This is a genomic window from Citrobacter sp. BIDMC107, assembly GCF_001037575.1.
GTDB classification, from domain to species: Bacteria; Pseudomonadota; Gammaproteobacteria; order Enterobacterales; family Enterobacteriaceae; genus Citrobacter; species Citrobacter freundii.
Genome location: NZ_KQ089848.1, coordinates 2,079,463 through 2,096,839 on the forward strand (window position 1 = coordinate 2,079,463; position 17,377 = coordinate 2,096,839).

Below are 17,377 nucleotides of genomic sequence, written 5' to 3' on the forward strand. Positions count from 1 at the left end.
AATTGTGTTGCGTTCGTTTATGGAGTTTTTTAACGCTTATTATCATTATCATCTGCATGGCATTCCGCGCAACCCTCTAAGAACAGGGCTTTTGGCTGAATTTATGCATAAAAATGCAATTTTATCGCGGTATTGATGAATAACTTTTTGTTATAAAAGAATTTTAATATGTTCAAAAATGAAGAAGTCATAGCGTGAGTTTTTTTCGCTCACCTGTTCGTTTGCCTGTTTTTTAAACAGGCAAAATGATACAAATCACAAATAAAACAAATTTATTTTTGCCGATTCTGCAACAACTTCGCCATATTAATAGAGTCAACGAGCTGTGCCCGGTTCACCCTCGGCGAGTTTAAATCCATAACTTTTTGCCAAACTGAAATAGCCTGGGCGTAGTCTGCCTGCATAAACGCATCTGAGGCTAACAACATCAGCGCGGTGACCTCTGCCGGGTCCAGCGCCAAGGCCTTATCAATCATCTCGCGAGTGGGCGGCGCCATATGTTGTCCGGCCTGGTAATACAATACCGTTGCCATCGCTGAATAGATCTCAGCATTTTCACCGCCGACACGCAGCGCCTGCTCGTAGGCCAGCAGCGCATTATGATACGCGTTTTGCCAAAGATAGTACTCCCCGAGTTGCGCCCATTTCACGCCGTCCCGTGGATTGGCTCGAATCTGCGATTGCAGAAAAAGCAACTGTTTTTCCTGAATATTTTCATCAGAGAAAGCATGTAAAGGGTCCGCCAGTCGCGTCTGCTCCTGACGAACCGCCTGCCATTTTGGCGTCAACAGGTAGCCTCCAATGCAGGCCACAACCATCAGTACCACCGCAGCGGTCAGCCGCTTCACGGGCATTGGGCGTAACAGCGGCTCGCACTGGCTCATTATTCACCTTCCTCCGTATGCTGACGTTTTCTCACTCGCCAGACCACGACACCTACCAGCAACAACAACAGGCACGGCAACGCCCACAGCAGCAGCGTTTGCTCATTCAGCGGCGGATTATAACGAACGAAATCACCGTAACGCTCGGTCATCCAGGTGGTTATCTCGGCTTCACTTTTCCCTTCCGCCACCATGCTGTAAACCTGATGGCGCATACTGACCGCTACCGGCGCATTGGATTCCAGCAAATTTTGGTTTTGGCACTGTGGACAACGCAGTTGGCTGGCAATAGACAGCGCTTGTTCCTGCTGTTGCGGATTTTCAAAGCGCCAGGTATCCACAACCTGGGCATGCGTAGCGAAAGTAATGAAAAACAGGACGAGCGTTAGGAGTAATAACTTTCTGCCGGATGGTGCTGCGCTTATCCGGCCTACGGTTTGCGCACCTTGTAGGCCGGATAAGGCGTTTACGCCGCCATCCGGCAACGCTGTGATTAATTTACGCATCACGCTTCCTTCCTCGCCATCCGCTCAGCAGCGCGCCAAAGACCATTAATAGTCCCCCACCCCAAATCCAGCGCACGCCGGTCTGCACGTACAAGCGCATGGCATAACGGTCTGGTCCGGTTCTTTCACCCATTACCGCATACCAGTCATGCATCAGGTTCCAGCGGATCCCCGGCTCCATCATCTGTTGACGACGCGCGGCATAGAAGCGCCTTTCAGGTTGCAGGCTGCCAATGCGTTTCTCATTGTGCCACAGCGTGATCTGCGCTTTTTCACTGGTGTAGTTACCTTTGGCTTCCAGGTCGAGACGCTCAAAACGGAATCTATGGTCACTCCCGTTTTTGCAACACCGATTTTGACGACAAGTTGGCTTGCTTGAATCTATCCGGCGTCTGAATGGGATTTTATTCCCGCGCCTCGATGAGTTCCGCGCCTGATGAACCTCCAGAAAATATACGGCTTCAATGAGCCTTTCCGTTTTACAGGTTCCTCAACAGGCCGGTGGGCCGTTAGTATCATCAATATCAGTATTCGCAAAACCAGATGAATGATTGTTTAAACTGGTGTATTTCTGCCTTTATGCTTCGTAAGTTTGCTGTCGCGCCGTCAGTGCCCAGGCTATTCTGGCCAGCTTGTTTGCCAGAGCACAGGTGACGACAAAGTTGCTTTTCCGACACAACAACTCCCTGACCCAGTCGGCCAACTTGCCAGACTGGTGTTCCAGTTTTTGTATGAATACCCTGGCACACTGAACCAACAAAGTTCGGATCTTTTTGTTGCCCCGCTTGCTAATCCCTAACAATGTCGTCCGACCTCCCGTGCTGTACTGTCGGGGTACCAGCCCTGTTGCCGCCGCAAAGTCACGGCTGCTGGCGTACTGCTTCCCGTCGCCAATCTCAGTTGAAATAGTACTGGCAGTCAGCGTTCCAACGCAGGGAATACTCAGCAAGCGCTGTCCAACCTCATCTTCGTCCAACTTTCGTTTCAACTGAGATTCCAGATCTTTAATCTGCTCAACAAGATAGTGATAATGCTGTTGTAATTTCAGCAGTAACTGGCTGAGATAAAGAGGCAAACTACTGTCCTCAAGAAGGGTACTCAGTCGACTAATAACGGCAGCACCTCGCGGAACGCTGATACCAAATTCCAGCAGAAAAGCATGCATCTGATTAGTTGTTTTCACCTTATCCTGAACCAGGGATTCACGGACACGATGCAGAGCTCGCATTGCCTGCTGAGATTCGGTTCTGGGCTGCACGAAACGCATAGATGGACGTGATGCTGCTTCACAGATAGCTTCAGCATCAACGAAGTCATTTTTGTTGCTTTTAACGAATGGGCGGACAAATTGCGGTGATATCAGCTTTGGAAAATGCCCTAACTCTGCCAGCTTGCGTGCCATAAAGTGAGAACCGCCACAGGCTTCCATCGCGATGGTTGTTGCCGGGCATGTCGCCAGAAATTCGATTAGCTTTGGTCGGGTGAATTTTTTACGGTAAACGGCCTTCCCACGATGATCCTGACAATGAATATGGAAAGAGTTCTTACCCAGATCGATACCAATAAGCGCAATGTTTTCCATGATGGTTCTCCGAATGAAAGCCTGTCCTCAGCATAGTACTGGGAAGGAGGGAGTGACCATCTCATTAAATGTAACCCGCCAGTTCAACCTGCTGCCCAGGGCTCAGGTTCAGGCTTATCTCCTGACGACTCCCGCTGGAAAAGACGATCCCCGCCGCAAACACCAGCACTCCGGCATGCGCCAGCAGTGCCGGAAGTTGGATGCGGAAAGACACTTTGCGGCTTCTGACCATTGCCAGCACAATAACCAGCAGCATCAGTAGGCCAAAGGGCAGCGTAGCGCGGTTAAAGTACGGTGCGCCCACGGAAAGCCGCCCCCAGCCGAACAGCCCGTAAATCATCGGGTAGAGCGTGCCAATCAGCACAATCAGCAGCACTGCACTAAAGAGCAGCAGCGCAACCAGAATCAGCATCTCGCGTGACCAACCGCCAAAACGAGCATTCTGCCGGACTTGCTGGCCCCGCCAGGCGTACAGCCCGAGCGACGCCAGACTCAACACGGTAAACAGCGCAAACAGCGGCGCGGCACGAACGTTATCCAGCGCGAAAGCATGCACCGAAACGAGAATGCCGGAACGCACAATCAGCGTCCCCAGCAGCGATAAAATCAGCGTGACGATCGCCAGCAACAGCGACCAGTGGCTGAAGATCCCGCGCTGGCGCGTGATGTACAAGCTATGCAGCAGCGCGCTGGCGGAAAGCCAGGGTAATAAGGAAGCGTTTTCTACCGGGTCCCAGAACCACCAGCCTCCCCAGCCCAGCTCGCAGTAGGCCCACCAGGAGCCGAGGATAATCCCCAGCGTCAGCGCGCACCAGCCGGGCAGCGCCCAGCGCCAGCACACCCAGGCGCTTTGTGCGTTAAAGTCACCGCGCAGCAGCGAGGCCAGCGCCACGCCAGCCGCCACCATTAACCCCCCGTAACCCAGGTACAGCAGCGGTGGATGGAGGATTAACCCAAGATGTTGCAGCATCGGGTTAAGGTCGCGCCCTTCAATGGCTGGCGGAAAGATACGCACGAACGGATCGGACCATACCACCACAAACAGCAGCAGCAGGGCCGTTATCATTGAAAGGACGCTGAGCGTCAGCGGAAACAGCGCGTTGGTATCACGCCGATAGCGAAGAGCAAACAGCGCGCTCCAGGCGGAAAGAAACAGCACCCACAGCAGCAGCGATCCTTCATGACCGCCCCACACCGCCGCCAGTTTTAATCCCCACGGCAGCAGGCTGTAGCTGTGCTGGGCAACGTAGACCACCGAAAAATCGCTGGTCAAAAAGCAGAATACCAGAATGGCAAAGGCCAGCAGCAGCAGGGCAAATTGCGTCCACACGCCCACGCTTGCCAGGCGCATCACCCCTTGCCAGCGCTGCCGGACACCTACCAACACGGCAAGCGGGGTCAACACGTTGACCCCGAGGCTTAATAACAGCGCCAGAAAACCGGCTTCAGGAAGGAGAACGTCCAGATATCACCTTACGCAACGGTTAGCTGACCCGCATAGAGGATAAAAAAGCGCAGCAGCAGTACGCCGGTCAGGCTGGCGCCGCACACTGCCAGCACGCCATGAAACGTCGAACTGCGGTTGGCCCAGGGTTTTAGCAGCATCGGCAGTATCAACCCAAGCCCGGCCACGCCAAGCCAGAACCACCAGGTCCAGAATCCGCCGCCCAGTGCCGCCGCCAGCGCACGCATTTTGCCGTCATCGCCCAGCGCCAGGCCGACGAAGAACGCCGCCAGCAGGAAGATCTCCAGCCATACCACCGGGACTTCCATGCGATGCACAAAGTGCGCTTCCGTACTGTGCGGGTTGCTACGATGACGTAACGCCATGGCGATCAGTGCCACCGCCGCACCGGAGGAGATCCCGGAGAACAGAAACAGCACCGGCAGGATCGGGTTATTCAGGAACGGGTAGGATTTCAGCGCCGACAGCAGGAACCCGGTATACGCCCCGAGCAGAACCGCCAGCACCAGCATCAGCGTCTCAAGCGCGCGATGGAACGGCGTGATTAGCGTCAGTAGTTTTGACACAATCGTCAGTCGCGGCACGAACCGCTGTTGCAGGGCAATCACCTCTTTTTCAAAGATTTTTGCCAGCCACAGCACTAACACCACCATGTACAACTGGAACAGCATGACCCCCATCGACATCACCGAGGTGAAGCTGTAGTGGAACATCAGTTTCCAGAAAGTCCATGGACGCGTCAGGTGGAACACCAGAATCAGCAAACCGAGGATAATTGCCCCCGGCCCTAACACCAGCGTGGTGCGCAGCAGCGTGCTGTCTGAACCGCCCGCCTCCGGATGGAAGCGACGCAGCAGAATCGCCAACGTGACCAGTCCGGCAGAGATACCTATCAGGAACAGATAGATGGCAATGGGCCAGTCCCACACCAGTGATTCAAAATGAAATGCAGAAGCGGATGTCATTGGCTCACCTCCCCAAATTTAAAGGGAACGCGGTAGACCTTCGGTTTTGTACCCAACGCCAGTTTGTAACGGTAGGTAGTTTTCTGCTGCAACAAACGGGATATATCGCTGTTGGGATCGTCCAGATTACCAAACGTCAGCGCCTTCGTCGGGCATGACTCAACGCAGGCAGGCTGTTTGCCCGCTTTCAGGTTGGTTTTCCGGCAGAAATCGCATTTATCCGCCGTTTTGCTCACCGGATGGATAAAGCGCACGCGATAAGGACACGCGGCGATACAGTACTGGCAGCCAACGCAAAGGTCCGGGTTCACATCCACAATGCCGCTGGCGGCATCGCGATACGATGCCCCCGTCGGGCAGACGTCAACGCAGGGAGCGTGGTCGCAATGCTGGCACGAGTGACGGAAGAAGCGATACTTCACATCAGGAAATGTCCCTTGCGGCTCGCTGCGAATAATCGTCAGACGCGATACGCCTTCCGGCACGTTGTTAACTTCCCGACAAGCATCCATGCAGGCCGTACAGCCAATGCATAAAGACTCATCATGAACCATACCGTAACGCACGCCATTGATGTTCAGCGTCTTCGCCACAACGAGCCCCGCCGTCCCGCTCACTGCCACCAGCGCGCCGACGCCGGTGATAAACTGGCGACGAGAGCAACTCATGGATGCTCCTTAAGCAACGGAACCGACGCCGGATTAAAGTTCGGATTGTTACGCTGATCGCTGTGGCAATCGACGCAAATCTTGATCCGTCCTTTATCGCTCAGCGTCTGCATCGTGTCTTGCTTCGGATGCAGTGAGTGACAGCTGGCACACGCCACTTTGGTTACGTGGACATCGTGCGGCCAGAACGCTTTTTGCAACTGCTCAGGCAGGTGACAGGACATACAGACGCTGTTCTGCTGCTCCACGTTGTACATCGGCTCATTAAAGCGCATCACATCTTTCACCCCTTCGCGGTGGTTCGGTGACGGCTGGCCGTGACAATTGGTGCAGGTGACAGGCAGTTTGTTATTCGGGTTGATGGCTTCCGCATGCTTACCATGCATACCTTCGGTATCCGGCTTGTGACAGTCCAGACAGGCGGCATCCGGATTACGCTGTTGGGTAACCGTCCAGCGTTGATCCGACTCCTGCGGCGTTGGCGTGGCAGTGATTCCACTCAGGCTCCATAACAAGCCTGACGCCAGCACCCCAGCAGTTAATAACGAACGTAATACGCTCATATTCACTCCGTTGAGTTATCCGCCCCTTGCGGGGCGAAATGGGGTTATTGGCTTAACAGACCGTTTTTACGCGCCTGATCTTCCCACTGCGGAATCACCGTTTTGATGAAGTCCTGCTTCTCAGCATTGATTTGCTGCATGTTCAGACCAATCGCCGCCTGGGCTTTCTCTTTGGTAGAGATATCCGGTAACGGGATTTCATGCGTGATGCCTTTGGTCGCCAGCAGACGGACCAGTTTGGTACGTGCGTCAGCGGCTTTATCCATTGCGCTACCCAGCATCCGCAGACCTTCTTCCGGGGCGTGCATGTGAATACCGTGTGAGGCGATAGACAGGTCCCAACGCCATTGCGCGTGACGGATATCTTCCAGAATCGGCTTCATTTCCGCTTCGGTCGCACCCGCATCCCATGCGGCTTTCGCTTCGAAGTGCGCACGAACAAGCTGGTCTTCAACTTTGATTTTCAGGTCATGAATGGCCTGTTTACGCTCGGCGACCACTTTTTGCAGGGACGCTTTGTCCTGGGTGTGGCAGTTCGCACAGGTCTGAGCGAAGTTATCGAACGGATTACCAATCTTATGGTCGGTGTAAATCTTGCCTTCCGCGTTCTGCACTTTCGGCATGTGGCAGTCGATACAGGTCACGTTGTTCTTGCCATGAATGCCTGCGCTCCAGGTTTCATACTCCGGGTGCTGCGCTTTCAGCATCGGGGTTTTAGACAGGGAGTTGGTCCAGTCAGAGAAGGCGATGGTGTCGTAGTACTTCTCCATGTTCTCGACTTTCATGCCGTCGTCCCACGGGAACTTAACGGCTTTGTTTTTACCGTCGAAGTAATATTCCACGTGGCACTGGCCGCAGACCATGGATTGCTGGTCAAAGCGACCGGCTTTCTCAAACGGTTTGCCGATGGTTTCCATCGCGCGTTCAGCATAAGGACGCGACAGCGTCAGTTCTGGCTTGCCTTTGGCAAAGTCTGGTGACGCGGTGTTATGGCAATCGCCGCAGCCAAGATTATTAACAATTTCAGGACCGCCGCGCGCCCATTTACCGTGGAAGTAGCCATCTTCACCGTCTTTCTGGATCAGACGCGCCACATCCGGGCTTTTACAGCTCCAGCAGGCCATCGGCAATGGACCATCTTCTGCCGTTTTGGGTGCGCCAGTACGTAAGGTTTCACGAACATCGGTCACTGCATACGCGTGCCCGCGCGGTTTGTTGTAATCGCGCGAGAAGGGATATCCCGCCCACAGGATCACCAGACGAGGATCTTCTGCCAGCGCATCTTCACGGGCTGATTGCTCAGACGTGGCTTTCCAGGAGAGATATTGATCGGGATGCTGAGGGGCGAAGACTTCATTCTTCGCTTCAACGGTGACGGTTTTTGCGGGTACGGGGGTTTGTTCAGCGTGAACTGCAGTGATAAATAATAAAGGTACTAACAGGCTGAAGAAACGGCGTACGCGTGATTTTATCCTTGCCATAGGGGTCTCATCCAGATGACGCCATTATCTGCAATGGCGGTTCTTTTATTGTTTTCCATAACAGCAACCACACGAATACTGTCATGACATTGCCCCACCCTATTTGTAACAAGAAACCACACTGAAAATGTTGTCTTTAATCAATTGTAAGTGTATGTAAAATACCACTTTAGAGTTAGTAACACCCTTTGATTGCTCCCTCTTTTGTCTAATTCAGATACAGATCACCTTTTCAACAATCCTTTAGATAACTACATGTTATCGCGAGATTTAGTCAATTTTGCTAGCTCCCTTCAAAATTCAGTTTGTCGCTAATTTGCACAATTCGTTTATTGCGTGATCTGCCGCGCAAATACTAAACAAAACTCTCAAAGCCCCTACATTTAACGTTTATGAGACATATTATTAACATCCTACAAGGAGAACAAAAGCCATGAGCCAAATACATAAACACGCTATTCCCGCAAACATTGCGGATCGTTGCCTGATAAATCCGGAGCAGTACGCAGAGAAATACCAGCAATCCGTTAACGAACCCGACACATTTTGGGGCGAACAGGGAAAAATTCTTGATTGGATCAAGCCGTACAGCCAGGTGAAGAACACTTCCTTCGCACCAGGCAACGTGTCGATTAAATGGTACGAAGACGGCACCCTGAATCTGGCCGCAAACTGTCTTGACCGCCACCTGCAGGCAAACGGCGATCGTACCGCCATCATCTGGGAAGGCGATGACGCAACCCAAAGCAAAAACATTACCTATCGCGAGTTGCATCGCGATGTCTGCCGTTTCGCCAATACGCTACTGGATTTAGGCATTAAAAAAGGTGACGTGGTGGCCATTTATATGCCGATGGTGCCGGAAGCTGCGGTCGCCATGCTGGCCTGCGCCCGTATTGGCGCGGTGCATTCGGTCATCTTCGGTGGTTTCTCACCGGAAGCCGTCGCCGGACGTATTATCGACTCCAATTCACGCCTGGTGATCACCGCCGACGAAGGCGTACGCGCCGGGCGCGCTATCCCACTGAAAAAGAACGTGGATGATGCGCTGAAAAATCCAAATGTGAAAACCGTTGAACATGTGGTCGTTCTCAAACGTACCGGTGGAAAAACGGAATGGCAGGAAGGTCGCGACCTGTGGTGGTCCGATCTTATCGAGAAGGCCAGCTCAGAACACCAGCCGGAAGAGATGAACGCGGAAGATCCGCTGTTTATCCTGTATACCTCCGGCTCAACCGGCAAGCCGAAAGGCGTGCTGCACACTACCGGCGGGTATCTGGTCTACGCTGCAACCACCTTTAAGTATGTGTTTGATTACCATCAGGGCGATATCTATTGGTGTACCGCTGACGTAGGCTGGGTAACCGGGCACAGCTACCTGCTGTACGGTCCGTTGGCCTGTGGCGCAACTACGCTGATGTTCGAAGGCGTGCCAAACTGGCCTACCCCGGCGCGTATGTCGCAGGTTGTGGACAAGCATCAGGTCAATATTCTGTATACCGCACCGACCGCCATTCGCGCCCTGATGGCGGAAGGCGATAAAGCGATTGAAGGCACTGACCGTTCGTCGCTGCGTATCCTGGGTTCAGTTGGCGAGCCGATCAACCCGGAAGCATGGGAGTGGTACTGGAAGAAGATCGGCAACGAAAAATGCCCGGTCGTCGATACCTGGTGGCAGACTGAAACCGGTGGATTCATGATCACCCCGCTGCCGGGCGCCACCGAACTGAAAGCCGGTTCTGCAACCCGTCCATTCTTTGGCGTACAGCCTGCGATTGTCGATAACGAAGGTAATCCGCTGGAAGGCGCGACCGAAGGCAATCTGGTGATTACCGACTCGTGGCCGGGCCAGGCGAGAACGCTGTTTGGCGATCACGAACGCTTTGAGCAAACCTACTTCTCTACCTTCAAGAATATGTACTTCAGCGGCGACGGCGCGCGCCGTGACGAAGATGGCTATTACTGGATCACCGGACGTGTGGACGATGTGCTGAACGTCTCCGGCCACCGTCTGGGAACGGCTGAAATCGAATCGGCGCTGGTGTCGCATCCGAAGATTGCCGAAGCCGCGGTGGTGGGGATTCCGCATAATATTAAAGGCCAGGCGATCTACGCTTACGTCACGCTGAATCACGGTGAAGAGCCGTCACCTGAGTTGTACGCCGAGGTTCGCAACTGGGTGCGTAAAGAAATTGGCCCGCTGGCAACGCCAGACGTGCTGCACTGGACCGACTCACTGCCGAAAACCCGCTCCGGCAAAATTATGCGCCGTATTCTGCGTAAAATCGCGGCGGGCGATACCAGCAATCTGGGCGATACCTCGACCCTCGCCGATCCTGGCGTCGTGGAGAAACTGCTCGAAGAGAAGCAGGCCATCGCGATGCCATCATAACCATAACTGTGAAATGCCCGATGGCGCGCAGCTTATCGCGCCTACAAATCCTATCCCTACCCCTCCCCTGACCGGGAGGGAAATATAAAAACCCTCCCCCAAAGGATTTCGCGTTGCAGGAAGGCGGCAAGCGAGCACATCCCCAGGAGCATAGTTCACTATGTGACTGGGGTGGGCGAGTGCGGCCAACGCACCTGCGGCGTGAAAGACGAAGGGGGCCTCTGGAGAACTCTGTGATGAATGACCAAATTTATCAGCGGATAGAAGACAGTGCGCGTTTCAGGGAGTTAGTAGAAAAACGGCAACGGTTTGCCACCATTCTGTCCATCATCATGCTGGCAGTTTATATCAGCTTTATTTTATTGATTGCCTTTGCGCCAGGCTGGCTGGGTACTCCGCTACACGCAGGAACCAGCGTCACCCGCGGTATTCCGATTGGGGTCGGAGTGATCCTCATCTCCTTCATCCTGACCGGGATCTACATCTGGCGGGCAAACGGTGAATTCGATCGCCTGAACAATGCGGTTCTGCACGAGGTTAAAGCATCATGAAGAGAGTTCTGACGGCGCTTGCCGCCACGCTGCCCTTCGCCGCAAACGCGGCGGATGCTATTAGCGGTGCAGTCCAACGCCAGCCAACCAACTGGCAGGCGATTGTCATGTTCCTGATTTTCGTCATCTTTACGCTCGGCATTACCTACTGGGCGTCTAAGCGCGTACGTTCGCGTAATGACTACTACACCGCCGGCGGTAACATCACCGGTTTCCAGAACGGGCTGGCGATTGCGGGCGACTATATGTCGGCGGCATCGTTCCTTGGAATTTCCGCGCTGGTATTTACCTCCGGTTATGACGGGCTGATTTACTCACTCGGCTTCCTGGTCGGCTGGCCAATTATCCTGTTCCTGATTGCTGAGCGTTTGCGTAACCTCGGTCGTTACACCTTTGCTGACGTTGCTTCTTATCGTCTGAAGCAGGGTCCAATCCGTATTCTGTCGGCCTGTGGTTCCCTGGTGGTGGTCGCGCTGTATCTGATCGCCCAGATGGTCGGCGCAGGTAAACTGATTGAGCTGCTGTTTGGTCTGAACTATCACATCGCCGTCGTGCTGGTTGGCGTACTGATGATGATGTACGTTCTGTTTGGCGGCATGCTGGCAACCACCTGGGTACAGATCATTAAAGCTGTTCTGCTGCTGTTCGGCGCCAGCTTTATGGCCTTCATGGTAATGAAGCACGTCGGCTTCAGCTTCAACAACCTGTTCACCGAAGCGATGGCAGTACACCCGAAAGGCTCCGCGATTATGAGCCCGGGCGGTCTGGTAAAAGATCCGATATCCGCTCTGTCGTTAGGTCTTGGATTGATGTTCGGTACAGCAGGTTTGCCGCATATTCTGATGCGTTTCTTCACGGTCAGCGATGCCCGCGAAGCGCGTAAGAGCGTATTCTATGCCACCGGTTTTATGGGTTATTTCTACATCCTGACCTTTATCATCGGCTTTGGCGCGATCATGCTGGTAGGTGCTAATCCAGAGTACAAAGATGCTGCAGGCGCACTGATCGGTGGTAACAACATGGCGGCGGTTCACCTGGCGAATGCGGTGGGCGGTAACCTGTTCCTCGGCTTCATCTCTGCAGTGGCGTTTGCCACCATCCTGGCGGTGGTTGCCGGGCTGACGCTGGCTGGCGCTTCGGCAGTTTCTCACGACCTGTACGCCAACGTATTCCGCAAAGGCGCAACCGAACGTGAAGAGCTGAAGGTGTCAAAAATCACCGTACTGGTACTGGGTGTGATAGCCATCCTGCTCGGCGTGCTGTTTGAGAACCAGAACATCGCCTTCATGGTGGGTCTGGCGTTCGCCATCGCGGCCAGCTGCAACTTCCCGATCATCCTGCTTTCCATGTACTGGTCGCGTCTGACCACCCGTGGCGCAATGCTGGGTGGCTGGTTAGGTCTGTTAACAGCGGTAGTATTGATGATTCTCGGCCCAACCATTTGGGTCCAGATCCTCGGTCACGAAAAAGCCATTTTCCCGTATGAATATCCAGCGCTGTTCTCCATCAGCATAGCGTTCCTCGGGATCTGGTTCTTCTCTGCTACCGACAACTCAGAAGAAGGCAACCGCGAACGCGAGCAGTTCCGTGCTCAATTCATCCGCTCCCAGACCGGGTACGGCGTAGAACAAGGTCGCGCGCACTAACCTCCCCTCTCCTCCGGCTTTCAGGCCGGAGGATTACATCCTTTCTTAGAACATCAGCCTCGCGACCAGCGGCGCCACCAATACCATCACCACACCGGAAAGCATCATTACCAGGCTGGCCACCACGCCCTCCTGCTGACCAAGCTCATAAGAGCGCGCCGTGCCTGCCCCGTGCGATGCGGCGCCAAATCCTGCGCCTTTCGCCATTCCTTCACGAATGGAAAGGCGTAAAAACAGCACATCGCCGACCGCCATGCCGAATACGCCGGTCACCACCACGAACAAGGCCACCAGGTCCGGCTGCCCGCCCAATGGCTCTGCCGCTGCCAGCGCAAATGGCGTGGTGACGGAACGCACCGCCAGACTGCGTTGGATCTCATCAGGCAACATAAACAGACGCGCCAGCCACACGGAACTGGTGACGGCCACCAGCGTTGCCGTTACCACGCCCGCCGTCAGCGACATCCAGTGACGCTTAATCACCGCAAGGTTGTCATACACCGGAACGGCAAAGGCGATGGTCGCCGGTCCTAACAGCCACAGCAACCAGTGCGATTCACCAATATAGTTTTGCCAGGAGATATGGCCGAAGACTAGCATCAGCACCAGCAGGGCTGGGGTGAGAACTAATGGCATCAGCGGTAATTTACGAAAACGGCGATACAAACGCTTATTAGCAAAGTAGATACCCAGCGTAATCACCAGACACAGCACGCTTAGCTGAAAATTACTCACGGTTTAGCCTGCTCATTTCATAGCGATACACTTTATCCACCACCCACGCCGTGGCGCCGAGCACCATCAGCGTACTGATCGCAATGACGGCAAATATACGCCAGCCATCAACCAGCAACAGCTGCGTGTAGTTCACAACGGCGACCACCGCCGGGACAAAAAACAGCAGCATTTCAGCCAGTAACCAGCGAGCACCTGCGCGAATCCAGTTCAGCGGGATAACCCGGCAGACAATTAACGCCAGCATCAGCACCATCCCTACCAGGTTGGCAGGAAGCGGCAGATGCAGCCAGGAGACAAGATATTGAGCAAATACAAAGAGACCTGCGTACAACAGAACCTGAACGGGGATCTGGAGTCGATGAATAACAGCAGGCGTCACGCGGCTTATCGCCACAGCCATGAGGGTATGTCCTTAAAAAATAGAGAGCGCCAGTATAGAGAGCCCCCGTCCAGTACTGAAATGAATTAAACTCATTGCAGGCATAGTCTTAAGGAATAATCATGGATATCAGAACGCTGCGATATTTTGTTGAGGTGGTTCGTCAGCAGAGCTTTACTCGCGCAGCGGAGAAGCTTTTTGTCACCCAGCCCACCATCAGCAAGATGTTGAAGAACCTTGAAGACGAGCTTAATTGCACGTTGCTCATCCGCGACGGGCGGCGGTTGTTGTTAACCGACACCGGGCAGGTCGTTTTCGAACGCGGCCTGGCGATCCTCGCTGAGTTTCGCCAGCTTGAAGCCGAACTTAGCGACATTAATCACCTCAACAGGGGTGTGCTGCGCCTCGGTATCCCGCCAATGGTCGGTATGTTGATGGCCGGGCCTATCAGCCTGTTTCGCCAGCGCTATCCCGGCGTTGAGCTGAAGGTCTCTGAATTTGGCGGCTTAACCGTCCAGCAGGCTGTGATGAACGGCGATCTGGATGTCGCGATGACCGCGCTGCCGGTTGAAGAAGAGAGTGGTCTGGCGACCTTACCGCTTTTCAGTCATCCGCTCTGTGTGCTGGTCCCCCGCTCCGGTCAGTGGACAACATGCGAATCCATTTCCCCCGAGGCACTGGCGGAACATCCGCTACTGATCTACAACGAAGATTTCGCGTTGAGCCGCCAATTGCTTGAGCTGTTTAGCCAACACAACGTCAAGCCCCGCATCGCGGTACGCAGCGGGCAGTGGGATTTTCTGGCTGCGATGGTACAAGCCGGAGTCGGGATTGCCATTTTGCCGGAGCCGATTTGCCAGCGCCTGGATAAGCAAACATTGCGCTGGATCCCTCTGGAGAGTGATTTACGCTGGCAGTTGGGCATGATTTGGCGCGAAGGCGTGTATCTGTCGCACAGCGCCCAGGCGTGGCTCAAATGCTGTGAAGGGTTTTGGCTACCGCAAGCGTCGTAAAATGCCGGATGCGGCGCAAACGCCTTATCCGGCCTACATCGGTTTTGTAGGCCTGATAAGCGTAGCGCCATCAGGCACGTTCACCCATATTAAAATCCATTATTTCACCTGCCCAATTTTGTGGGAACAAACCACGCCTCACGTCGCGATGAAATGTTGAAAAAGGCCATGTCTGTACCTGTTTTACCCACCCGTGCTTCACTGGGTTAATGTAAATATAATCAACATGCTGTCGATAATCGTGCTCATCGCGGATGGTATGTTCCCAAAAGCGAGGTTGCCAGATATGTCGGGCAGACAACGATCGCGTGAAATGCTTCTTAATTTCCCGCCAACGGGATGAAAAATCAGCGTCATTGTCAGGCAACGTCCAGATGCAATGCATATGCTCAGGTAATACGACCCACGCATTGATATAAAAAGGTTTCATTTTTTGTACCGCAGAAATAGCACAACGTAACCGATCAATTTTTGATATCAGAAGCTGGCTTCGACGGTCCTGCAGATTTACCGTAAAAAACCAGGTTCCTCCGTTGATGTAATTTCGTCGATAGTTGGACATGTTTCCCCCTTTCCTCAACCGTATGGAGAAAAGAGGGAACAGACAAGACAAACAGATCAGTTCAGGAAAGCGGCTCGCAAATTACACGATGAATATTTTATGTAGGCCTGATAAGCGTAGCGCCATCAGGCAGATCTTTCGCCGGATGCGGCGCAAACACCTTATCCGGCCTACAACGTGCTACCCCGTAGGCCTGATAAGCGCAGCGCCATCAGACCCTCTCGTTTATTGGTTCTCGATCAACAGCGCTTCCAGCAAGTCCAGATCGTGCAGCAGCTTTTGCAGCGTTTCATTGCTGATTTCCCGCGTCGCGCGCAGATGATAAAGCTCCGCGCGTTCTGAACGCAACGCTGCCAGGCGGAAACGTCGCTCGAGGTTTTCTTCCTGCATCGAGCTTTCCACATCGTTGCGTCCGTCGGCGCGACGACGCAGGTTACCAATCACGCGGGAACTCACCTCGGTGAGTAACTGGTTATCGATGTTCTCTTCGGTGTCCGCGGCCAGTCGCTCCTCCATTTTCTGGATCGCGACAATCGCCACTTCTGCCGTAGCAGCGCGAGCAATACGTTCCTCTTTCTGCTGCTGCGAGTGGTCTGCCACTTCCAGATGTTGTAGCAGAATCGGCAACATCACCACGCCAACAAACAGCGAGAACAGAATCACGCCTGCGGCAAGGAAGATCAGCTCATATCGCGCCGGGAATCCGCTACCGTCCGGTAACAACAGTGGAATGGAGAGCACACCGGCGAGGGTAATTGCCCCGCGCACGCCCGCAAAAGAGGCAATCAGGATTTCACGCGTTGTCCAGGAGCCGAATTCCATTGGTTTTTTCTTCAGGAAGCGCAGACTGAATTTTTTCATCGTCCACAGCCAGCCAAAACGTACCAACATCAGCGCCACGTAAATCAGCACGATATCGGTAAACAGCATCCAGATTTCAACGTTCGGATCGACCTCTGCCGCCGCTAAGGAAGACTCCAGAATCCCCGGTAACTGTAGCCCTAACAGCAAGAAGACCATGCCGTTAAACACAAACTCCAGCATTGCCCAGGTACTGTTAGCACGTAAACGCATCGCCAGCGGTGCGCGGCGCATCACCCCGGAACGGGTGATCGTCATCCCGGCAGCGACCGCCGCGAGGATACCGGAAACGCCGATGTGTTCCGCAATCAGGTAAGACGCAAACGGCAGCAGGAACAGCAGGACGATTTGCGTTGCTGGCTCGTCACCGCCCCAGCGGCTGAGGAAGCGCAGGGAGCGCCCGTACAGCCAACTGACGACAAAACCAGCCAGGATGCCGCCAATCGCCACTTTGAAGAACTCAAGCGTTGCGCCACCAACGGTAAATACCATCGTCCCCATCGCCACGGCGACGGCAAACTTCAGAGATACCAGACCGGAGGCGTCGTTCATCAACGCTTCGCCCTGCAGGATGCCCATGATTTTCTTCGGTATGCGCCCCTCCCCCACAATGCCGGAAAGGGCAACAGCATCGGTTGGCGAAAGGACGGCGGCCAGCGCAAAGGCTGGGATAAGCGGTATCCCCGGCACCAGCCAGTAAATCATAAATCCAATGCCGACCACCGTGACCAGCACCAGCGCCAGCGCAAGGCCGAAGATCTCTCGCCCATGCTCGAGAAACTCACGCGTTGGCGTCTTCCAGCCATCGGCAAAGAGCAGCGGCGGGATGAACAGCACCAAAAACAGCTCAGGATCGAATTCCACATGCAAACCAAACGTCGGCCACGCCAGCAAGGCGCCGATGGCGATCTGCATTAGGGGTAAAGGGAGTTGGAAGGGCAATACGCGAGTAAATACCCCCGACAGCGAGACCACAAGGGTCATGATGAGTATGGTGAAAAAGATTTCCATGCGTTCCCTGTTTGCGATGTTTCTTATGATTAGTGATGAGAGGCGTCGTGCCTCAATTCTATCTAATTGAGAGTAACGCAAAAGACAACGAGTGTGTTCTGAAAATAAAA

At 54.0% G+C, this 17,377-nt stretch carries 14 protein-coding genes and 2 pseudogenes; 4 read left to right on the forward strand and 12 right to left on the reverse strand.

What is annotated here, in order from left to right:
• Positions 1 to 272: 272 nt before the first annotated feature.
• From nrfG to nrfA, 8 genes and pseudogenes are all read right to left on the reverse strand, one after another.
• Positions 273 to 884 (reverse strand): heme lyase NrfEFG subunit NrfG, encoded by a 612-nt coding sequence (gene nrfG / locus SK39_RS09625; protein ID WP_016149410.1) that lies wholly within the window; start codon positions 882 to 884, stop codon positions 273 to 275.
• Positions 884 to 1,718, reverse strand: a pseudogene (gene nrfF, locus SK39_RS27565) (heme lyase NrfEFG subunit NrfF); the annotation flags it as partial. The pseudogene nrfF and the gene nrfG, both read right to left, overlap by 1 nt.
• 249 nt (positions 1,719 to 1,967) lie before the next feature.
• The gene (locus SK39_RS09640) at positions 1,968 to 2,972 is read right to left on the reverse strand and encodes an IS110-like element IS5075 family transposase (protein WP_000427614.1); all 1,005 of its coding nucleotides are present in this window, start codon (positions 2,970 to 2,972) and stop codon (positions 1,968 to 1,970) included.
• A gap of 70 nt (positions 2,973 to 3,042) precedes the next feature.
• Positions 3,043 to 4,437 (reverse strand): annotated as a pseudogene (locus tag SK39_RS09645) (heme lyase CcmF/NrfE family subunit); the annotation flags it as partial.
• 8 nt (positions 4,438 to 4,445) lie between these two features.
• A complete protein-coding gene (gene nrfD, locus SK39_RS09650) occupies positions 4,446 to 5,402 on the reverse strand; it encodes a cytochrome c nitrite reductase subunit NrfD (protein ID WP_003031764.1) in 957 nt (318 codons plus the stop codon).
• Entirely contained in the window at positions 5,399 to 6,070 is a 672-nt protein-coding gene (gene nrfC, locus SK39_RS09655; protein ID WP_048216947.1) for a cytochrome c nitrite reductase Fe-S protein, read from the reverse strand. The genes nrfD and nrfC overlap by 4 nt, the downstream gene beginning before the upstream one ends.
• A complete protein-coding gene (gene nrfB, locus SK39_RS09660) occupies positions 6,067 to 6,633 on the reverse strand; it encodes a cytochrome c nitrite reductase pentaheme subunit (protein ID WP_003031758.1) in 567 nt (188 codons plus the stop codon). The genes nrfC and nrfB overlap by 4 nt, the downstream gene beginning before the upstream one ends.
• 44 nt (positions 6,634 to 6,677) lie before the next feature.
• The gene (gene nrfA / locus SK39_RS09665) at positions 6,678 to 8,114 is read right to left on the reverse strand and encodes an ammonia-forming nitrite reductase cytochrome c552 subunit (RefSeq protein WP_003841065.1); all 1,437 of its coding nucleotides are present in this window, start codon (positions 8,112 to 8,114) and stop codon (positions 6,678 to 6,680) included.
• A 433-nt stretch (positions 8,115 to 8,547) separates the two neighbouring features.
• Between nrfA and acs the strand changes: the two genes are divergently transcribed.
• The 3 genes from acs (at position 8,548) to actP (ending at position 12,703) form a co-directional block, all read left to right on the forward strand.
• Positions 8,548 to 10,506, forward strand: coding sequence for an acetate--CoA ligase (acs, locus tag SK39_RS09670; RefSeq protein WP_003826645.1), 1,959 nt, complete (start codon positions 8,548 to 8,550; stop codon positions 10,504 to 10,506).
• 236 nt (positions 10,507 to 10,742) lie between these two features.
• Complete coding sequence (locus SK39_RS09675; RefSeq protein ID WP_003031750.1) at positions 10,743 to 11,057, forward strand: DUF485 domain-containing protein; 315 nt, start codon at positions 10,743 to 10,745, stop codon at positions 11,055 to 11,057.
• Positions 11,054 to 12,703, forward strand: a complete 1,650-nt coding sequence (gene actP / locus SK39_RS09680) for a cation/acetate symporter ActP (protein ID WP_003031747.1) — start codon at positions 11,054 to 11,056, stop codon at positions 12,701 to 12,703. The genes SK39_RS09675 and actP overlap by 4 nt, the downstream gene beginning before the upstream one ends.
• Positions 12,704 to 12,748: 45 nt before the next feature.
• Here actP and SK39_RS09685 read toward each other — a convergent pair whose 3' ends face one another.
• Positions 12,749 to 13,438 (reverse strand): LrgB family protein, encoded by a 690-nt coding sequence (locus SK39_RS09685; RefSeq protein WP_003031745.1) that lies wholly within the window; start codon positions 13,436 to 13,438, stop codon positions 12,749 to 12,751.
• Positions 13,431 to 13,841 carry a CidA/LrgA family protein gene (locus SK39_RS09690; RefSeq protein ID WP_003031742.1) on the reverse strand — a complete coding sequence of 137 codons (411 nt, stop codon included), beginning with the start codon at positions 13,839 to 13,841 and terminating at the stop codon, positions 13,431 to 13,433. Before SK39_RS09690 ends, SK39_RS09685 begins: the two co-directional genes overlap by 8 nt.
• A gap of 101 nt (positions 13,842 to 13,942) precedes the next feature.
• Between SK39_RS09690 and SK39_RS09695 the strand changes: the two genes are divergently transcribed.
• Complete coding sequence (locus SK39_RS09695; RefSeq protein WP_003844732.1) at positions 13,943 to 14,833, forward strand: LysR family transcriptional regulator; 891 nt, start codon at positions 13,943 to 13,945, stop codon at positions 14,831 to 14,833.
• Positions 14,834 to 14,903: 70 nt separating this feature from the next.
• Here the strand turns inward: SK39_RS09695 and SK39_RS09700 are convergent, their stop codons facing one another.
• Together SK39_RS09700 and SK39_RS09705 are read right to left on the reverse strand one after the other, a co-directional pair.
• On the reverse strand, positions 14,904 to 15,395 hold the full coding sequence (locus tag SK39_RS09700) for an REP-associated tyrosine transposase (protein WP_048216948.1): 492 nt from the start codon (positions 15,393 to 15,395) through the stop codon (positions 14,904 to 14,906).
• A 225-nt stretch (positions 15,396 to 15,620) separates the two neighbouring features.
• Positions 15,621 to 17,267 (reverse strand): Na+/H+ antiporter, encoded by a 1,647-nt coding sequence (locus SK39_RS09705; RefSeq protein ID WP_003031737.1) that lies wholly within the window; start codon positions 17,265 to 17,267, stop codon positions 15,621 to 15,623.
• Between the last annotated feature and the right edge of the window lie 110 nt (positions 17,268 to 17,377).